Genomic DNA, 5060 nt, shown 5'->3' with positions numbered 1-5060 from the left:
ATTGAGGCGGTAATCGACGGTGTCGTGCCGGCGCGGCCGGCACGGCGCGATGGCGGCGCGGTTTCCAGGACCGGCGCACCGCCACCACGCAGGAGGACATCATGCAATCGAATTCCCGGATTTTGCTGGAGAACGAAGAGATCGACGGCGACGCGATCGACGCGGACGATCTCGACACGACCGTCCAGGTCGATGTCGAAACGGGCCGGATCATGTTCCATGCGGCATGGGCGCTCACGCCCGAAGCGCCGCCCGAGGCCGCGCGGCATGCGGTCGTGCTCGCACTCGACTGCGACACGATGGAGCGTTACGCGGACCTCGACGACGGCGCACGGATGCGCGTGCACGCGATGCTGCACGAGGCCGTGCAGCAGACGCTCGACCAGTTGCCCGACACCGACGAGCACCTGACGCTGACGGTCGAACTGACCGACGCGATGCTCGACGCCGCGCGCCATCTGCAGTAGCCGTGGCGGATCGACCTGCCGCATCGGATTACATCCCGTTGAAATCTTTGCAGCCGGTACGTGGCGACGTCGAATGGCCGGCCGCGCGCACGCGTGCGGCGGCCTTCGCGTGATTGCGGGGTGGTTCCCCGGCCGGCACGCCGATTGCGGCGCAATCGACGCGGCACGACGTGTGCCGCCATTCCGACGGAGGCATTCATGAGCGGCAGGCTGGATCATTGCAGGGTAGCCATTCTCGCGGTCGACGGTTTCGAGGAAGCCGAACTCGTCGAGCCGCAGCGCGCGCTCGCGGCCGAAGGCGCGCAGGTCGACGTGATTTCGCAGCAGCGCGGCGAGATCCAGGGTTTCCGGCACGTCGACAAGGGCGAGCGCGTGAAGGTCGACCGCACGTTCGACGAAGCGCGCGAAGGCGACTACGATGCGGTCGTGCTGCCCGGCGGCGTCGTAAACGGCGACGCGATCCGGATGCTGTCGGCCGCGCGCGAATTCGTGACGGCGGCCGTCGGCGCCGGCAAGCCGATCGCGGCGATCTGCCACGGCGGCTGGCTGCTCGTGTCGGCCGAACTCGTCGAGGGCCGCACGATGACGAGCTGGCCGAGCCTGCAGGACGATATCCGGCACGCGGGCGGCAAGTGGGTCGACGAGGAGGTGGTGCGCGACGGCAACCTGATCACGAGCCGCAAGCCGGCCGACCTTCCCGCGTTCAACGGCGCATTGGTCGATCGCCTCGCGGCGCGGGGCGCATAGCGCGATGCCGGCCGATTCCGCCCGCCAAGTGACGCTGACCGCCGCGCCGCCCGTGTTCGACGGGGCGGCGCTGCAGTTGCGTTTCGTCGTCGAGGTCGATGGCACGCCGCAGACCTGGGCGATCACGGTCGAAGCGCTGGAAGATCATTTCGGCGCGCGCTCCGCGCTGGAGGCCGACCTGCGCGACGCGTTCGAACGCGGCCGTGCGCGCATCGAGGCGGCATGTGCGGACCTGCTGGCGAACGGCAATGAGGGTGATGTCGTGCTGCACAGCGGGTATTTCCGGGCGCCGGCGGGCCGCGCGCGGGCAGGGCTGTTCCCTTCCGGGCGGCGCTGACCCGCGTGCCGTTCCCGTGCCGGGATTCGGGCGCACCCGGGCCGCCGGCCTTACACGCAATTGAAAACTTTCCAGCCGGGCGCACCCGCCGTCCGGTGCCACATCGCGCGGCAGGCACGCCGCCCGGACATCGATCGCCTCACGCCGGCTGGCACGGACCCTGCATGTCCGTCCCGTTGCCGGCGCACGATGCGCGCCGCACGCCGATGCGGCGCCGGGAGCGCGTCGCGCGCAGCCGTCAACGGGGAAACGAGCATGCTGACCGCCCATGAATTTGCCGCGCTGTTCCTGGCGCATCACGCGCCGGAACAGATCCAGATCGATCGCGACGACATCGTCGCCCTCGTCGAACAACACCTGATCGTGATGCAGCACGACGACGCGTCGGGCGAGCACCGTCCCGCGCTGACGGCCGACGGGCTGTCGGTGCTGCGCAGCGTGCAGCGGCATGACGCGGCCGAATCCGGCGCGATCGGCCTGAGCGACACCGCCGACGCGTAATGTTTCGCGCTTGCGCGCTGCGCGCGCCGCTCACCGCGCAATCGCCACGGCCGCGTTGACCCGCACGACGGGCGCCGGGCCGTCGTGCGGCGGAGCATGCAGGAAGCGGTCGATCACGCCGGCTTCGAACAGCAGACAGTACGTCGACCCGCCGAACTGGAAATAACCGATCTCGTCGCCCTTGTCGACGCGCTGCCCCGGCACGACCTCGATCACGCACGACGACACGTCGCCCATCCCGACAAACACGGCCGCCACGGTGCCGATACCGGGGTCGTCGCACGAAAAGGCGACCACCGCACGCGCGGCGACGGACGTCATGTAGCCTTGCGAATCGTTGAGTCCGGCAGGATCCGGGCCTTCGGCTTCGGCGACCGAGTAGTAGGCGCCGTCGACCCGGTACGCATGCGTGACGACACCACGCACCGGCGCATGCCAGCGATGGTAGTTGTAGGCGCTGAGATAGGCCTGGTAGACGTCGCCGCCGACGAAGCGTTCGGCGAGGGACAGCCGCGCGGGCGTGAAGAGATCGCGCAGCGAATACGGCTGCGCCTTGATCCAGAACGTGTCGCGCAGCTTCACGTGCGTTTCGGTGTGATACGGCGCGGCCTCGCACGCGCTGACGATCACGTGCGGATCGTCGGGCGCCGCGACCGGCCGCGCGCCGTCGCGAAAGCGTCGCGTGAAGAAATCGTTCCACGAATCGAACCCCCAGTGCGGCTGGTCGTCGCGATACCGGAATTGCGACAGGCCGAGGCGCTCGTACGCTTCGTCGCAGAACCAGCCGTCGGGCGCCGACGTGTCGAGATGCGCGCGCGAGTGCGGGCCGCCGAGGAAGTCGCACCACACGGTCAGCATGCGCTTCAGGTGGGCGTTGACGGTCTGGTCGCGAAACACCGCGTGGCCGGACGGCATGCACATCGGCCAGTCCAGGAACGCGTTGATCGGGCAGACGATCAGGCTCGCTTCGCTGAACGGCGGCGTGTAGGTCATCAGGTGATCGAGCACCGTCATCAGTTCGCCGATCGACGTGTAGCCCAGCCGGCGGCCCGACGCGACCGCTTCGTCGATCGCGCGGCTCAGCCCCATGCGCAGCACCGCGTGATCGTCGAACAGCCGCGCGAGGTCCTGCACGGCCGGCGTGCGCAGCCGGTCGCCGGCATGCGCGCGCGCTTGCGCCGCGACTTTCTCGCGGAACGCGGCCATATGAGCCTCTTCGCGCGCCATCCAGTCGCCGAGTCGGCGGCGCGTGGCGGGCGGCGTGTTGGAATGGGTGGGCATTGTCTCCTCCGGACGTCGGTTCGCGAGAAGCGCAGCAAGTTGCCTGCCCGGCCGCGGCACCGGAATTGCGACGCTCGTTCGACGACTGTTTCATGACACGGGAGAGCAAGATGAACGCGACTTCGAAGGCACGACAAACGAAGGAGGCCGAGGCGACCGACACGCGCCGCGGCGGCGGACAGCATACGGTGACGCCGACGCGCCCGCGGGTGCGTGCCAGCCGGGCCGCGCCGCGCGATGCGCGACGGCCGGCGGAGCACGACGCGAGCGGGCCGGTGGCGGCGCACGACGGCAACGGCGAGGACAAGCCGTTATGGGAAGACGACCGCGGGGCGATGCCGCCGGAAGAAGGGTCGTGAGGCCGTCATCGCGCAGCGGCCGCGGCACGGCGGGGCCGGCGATCGGCCGTTGACGATCGTGTGCTGCCGGCGCGCGGCACGCGCCGGCAGGGTGGATCGGCTTCAGCGTCCGGCACGCGCCGCAACGAGCACCGCGACCGGCAACCCGCTCAGGCAGCGCTCGAGCGCCAGCACGCCGTCCGTCGCATCGATCGCGGCGCGCCCGTCGAGCCAGTCCGTCCACGGCCCTTCCATCGCGCGCGGCAGCACGACCGCCGTATCGCCCCATTGCGCGGGTTCCACGCGCGGCAAGCCGGGCGTTTCGCCGAGCAACCGGTATGCGAGCCGCGTCGCGATCACCACCACGGTGGCCGTGTCGTCGCACCGCGCGAACGCGATCGCGTGACGTGCGAGCCTGCCGCGCACGCGCAGCGGCACGTACGCGCCGTCCGCGAAGGTCGCCGGCCAGCGCGCACGCAACGCGAGCATCCGCTCGACCAGCGCCCGCTTCACGCGCGCATCGGGCCACGCCGGCAGGTACGACGCGACCGGTCCGTCAACGCGCTCGGCCGCCAGCGTGGCGAACGGCACGTCGCGCCGGTTGTCCGGATCGACGAGCGAGTGATCCCAGGATTCGGTGCCTTGGTACAGGTCCGGCACGCCGGGCGACGCGATCCGCAGCGCCGTCTGCGTCAGGCTGTTGACGACACCGGCCGGCGCGATCCGCGCGACGAACGCATGCAGCCGGTGCGCGAAATCGCCGGGGCCGCGCGGCGTCAGGATCGCGCGGACGAACGCGTCGCAGTCCCGTTCGTAGCGCTGCTCGGGCGCCAGCCAGTCGGTATGCCGCTTCGCTTCGCGCAGCGCCTTCGTCTGCCACTGCGCGACGCGTGCGGCGAGCGCGTCGAGACCGGCCGCATCGTCGGGGGCGAGTGCGGGCGGCCAGCAACCGACGAGCGTCTGATACAGCATCGCCTCGGCGGCCGGCCCCGGCGCCCACGCGAGGTCGCGATGCGCGCGGCCGCGGTGCGGCAGGTTCAGCGCCGACCAGTCGAGCGACACCGCGCGCCACGCATCGGGCAGCTCGCTGAGCACCGCGAGCCGCGCCCGCGCGTCCTCGCCGCGCTTGTGGTCGTGCGTGGCCGTCGCGACGAGCCCGTGCGGCCCGGTGCGCGCGCGGCGCCGGTTGCGCGCATGGAACGCGCCGCGCGACAGCCTTAAGTCGCCGGCATCGGCGCCGGCCTCCTTGCGCGACAGCAGCCGGCCGTAGCGGTAGTGGGCCGTATCCTCGACGCCTTTCGCGGCGAGCGGCGCGGTGAGCTGCGCGAACGCGATGCGCGCCGCATGGCGCTCGGCCGGCGCCGCCCGCGGCACGCGCACGACCGGCAA

At 71.1% G+C, this 5060-nt stretch carries 6 protein-coding genes and 1 pseudogene; 5 read left to right on the top strand and 2 right to left on the bottom strand.

The features are described from left to right. The first annotated feature begins 101 nt into the window (after positions 1 to 101). From G3N62_RS34395 to G3N62_RS34380, 4 genes are all read left to right on the top strand, one after another. A complete protein-coding gene (locus tag G3N62_RS34395) occupies positions 102 to 467 on the top strand; it encodes a DUF3022 domain-containing protein (protein WP_049029431.1) in 366 nt (121 codons plus the stop codon). A 198-nt stretch (positions 468 to 665) separates the two neighbouring features. Then, positions 666 to 1214 (top strand): type 1 glutamine amidotransferase domain-containing protein, encoded by a 549-nt coding sequence (locus G3N62_RS34390; RefSeq protein ID WP_124669531.1) that lies wholly within the window; start codon positions 666 to 668, stop codon positions 1212 to 1214. A 4-nt stretch (positions 1215 to 1218) separates the two neighbouring features. Then, a complete protein-coding gene (locus tag G3N62_RS34385) occupies positions 1219 to 1551 on the top strand; it encodes a DUF1488 domain-containing protein (protein WP_124669530.1) in 333 nt (110 codons plus the stop codon). A 255-nt stretch (positions 1552 to 1806) separates the two neighbouring features. Continuing rightward, positions 1807 to 2052: a hypothetical protein gene (locus G3N62_RS34380; RefSeq protein ID WP_034190091.1), complete on the top strand. Its 246-nt coding sequence runs from the start codon at positions 1807 to 1809 to the stop codon at positions 2050 to 2052. Positions 2053 to 2082: 30 nt separating this feature from the next. Here G3N62_RS34380 and G3N62_RS34375 read toward each other — a convergent pair whose 3' ends face one another. Further along, positions 2083 to 3333, bottom strand: coding sequence for a phosphatidylserine decarboxylase family protein (locus G3N62_RS34375; protein WP_124669529.1), 1251 nt, complete (start codon positions 3331 to 3333; stop codon positions 2083 to 2085). A 110-nt stretch (positions 3334 to 3443) separates the two neighbouring features. Between G3N62_RS34375 and G3N62_RS34370 the strand changes: the two genes are divergently transcribed. Further along, entirely contained in the window at positions 3444 to 3692 is a 249-nt protein-coding gene (locus tag G3N62_RS34370) for a hypothetical protein (protein WP_124669528.1), read from the top strand. Between the two features lie 102 nt (positions 3693 to 3794). Here G3N62_RS34370 and G3N62_RS34365 read toward each other — a convergent pair. After that, positions 3795 to 5060 (bottom strand): annotated as a pseudogene (locus tag G3N62_RS34365) (malto-oligosyltrehalose synthase); the annotation flags it as partial.

This window comes from Burkholderia sp. Tr-20355 (assembly GCF_017104685.1).
Lineage (GTDB): Bacteria > Pseudomonadota > Gammaproteobacteria > Burkholderiales > Burkholderiaceae > Burkholderia > Burkholderia seminalis.
The sequence above is the reverse complement of the archived record's forward strand: the minus strand, read 5'-3'. Positions and strand labels throughout refer to the sequence as shown.